Source organism: Marinobacterium sp. xm-a-127, assembly GCF_013283425.1.
Taxonomy (GTDB): Bacteria; Pseudomonadota; Gammaproteobacteria; order Pseudomonadales; family Balneatricaceae; genus Marinobacterium_E.
On the sequence record NZ_WBYH01000011.1, the window covers coordinates 1 to 1,598 of the forward strand.

Genomic DNA, 1,598 nt, shown 5'->3' on the forward strand with positions numbered 1-1,598 from the left:
GGCTGTTACCGGCACATAGCAGTCGTTTACAGCTGCGAATTAAATCAGAATCTAGCCAATTAAAACATTGGCAAGCCCCGAATCGCCTTAGATGCTTGAAAGTTGATCAAGTAACACCTTATATGATTCGTTTTCAGTTTTCTGAGTAGCAGTATCTTTCTGCATTACTTCTATAAATTTTAAATACGATTCATAGGTTTCAAATCTTTCGAAAAATGTCTGTATCAGTTCAAAGCAGTCATTTTCAATTTCATAAATATCGGAGAGCCATTTGAATAGTTTCGCCAGTTTCTGATCTTCTATCTCTTTGTACCGCCTGAAAATATTTTCATCTAGTCCTCGTTCCATCACGGCTTCCAGATAATCTTTTCTCAGGAGGCTATAATCATAAAACCTGATAGGCATTTCGTCGATCAACCCTCTATAAAGCCTGTCGGTCAGAAGATATTCAAAGGTTTTCCTTTTAGGATTAACCAGATACTCAACATGTGATGCTCCATAATTCTCGTATCGATCAAATACATAGCTGATCTCATCAGCAGCCGAATTGAACGCTACAGGCTTACACCACTGATCATCAGTAGAAAGATTTTCCCAGTCGGCAAAACTTATCAGCATTGATTTACCTTCTGTAATAGTAGAATTGATCTCCGACATTCTTTTCCCTCTGAGGAATACATCCGCATAGTAAAATAAAGATATTAAAGGTTTTTTCTAGTAACTGTATTATTTGCTGCGCACTTATATACGAAGTACGTCAGGTGCAACCCATTTGAATTGTCAGTGGCAGCTTTGGGTCGTGTTTGACCGCTAAGCGGGGCTACGTCTAACGGCACAAAGCTGCCGTCTCTGCTAATACCTCGAAGGGGCTCGCTTCAAGCCAAAACCTATAAATATTTCACCTGCCAGACGCTCAAGGCGGGATATTATCCTCGGACTGTTCATCCATTTGCTTAGTCTGCCAGGTGCCAAAAGAGGACATAAATAATCATATGCTTTATAGGTATATAGTAAACGGCAAATCAAACCGTCTTAGAATTGAAATGTTAGATGTACATGTGCTCACAGTCTCTCCAAAAGAACAAGAGTGCACATTATTAAAGGGTTAGTTTACTCTATCGCAATATATATACATTGGAGCAAACCTTGAAAAACTGGTTGTTTTTATCCGCTGCAATTATTTGTGAAGTAATTGCAACATCTAGTCTGAAGTCGAGTGAAGGTTTTACTAAAATCGCCCCATCTATGCTTGTTATTATTGGTTATGGCGCAGCTTTCTATTTACTTTCACTTACTCTGAAATCAATCCCTGTTGGTATTGCATATGCAATTTGGTCAGGGCTTGGCATAGTTTTAGTTACTCTAGTCGCATGGTTTATGCACGGTCAAAAACTTGACCTTTGGGGATATGTTGGGATGGGGTTAATCGTTAGTGGCGTTGTTGTTCTCAACTTGCTTTCAAAAACTAGCGCACATTAATCCAGTGCATCTAATAAGTTACTCAAGTGTACTGCGTCTGCTATACCTGGCTAAGAGGGGCAGTTATAGCTACTTTTCAGGCCACCTAGCAAGGCGTTAATGTCAGCTTTGGGTCGTGA

The 1,598-nt window shown here is 39.7% G+C and carries 2 protein-coding genes; one reads left to right on the top strand and one right to left on the bottom strand.

Annotated elements, in window-relative coordinates:
- Positions 1 to 87 precede the first annotated feature (87 nt).
- The gene (locus XMA127_RS11670; protein WP_173482299.1) at positions 88 to 657 is read right to left on the bottom strand and encodes a hypothetical protein; all 570 of its coding nucleotides are present in this window, start codon (positions 655 to 657) and stop codon (positions 88 to 90) included.
- Positions 658 to 1,146: 489 nt separating this feature from the next.
- Here XMA127_RS11670 and XMA127_RS11675 point away from each other — a divergent pair, with 489 nt between their 5' ends.
- Positions 1,147 to 1,479, top strand: a complete 333-nt coding sequence (locus tag XMA127_RS11675) for a Qac family quaternary ammonium compound efflux SMR transporter (protein ID WP_173482599.1) — start codon at positions 1,147 to 1,149, stop codon at positions 1,477 to 1,479.
- Positions 1,480 to 1,598 lie beyond the last annotated feature (119 nt).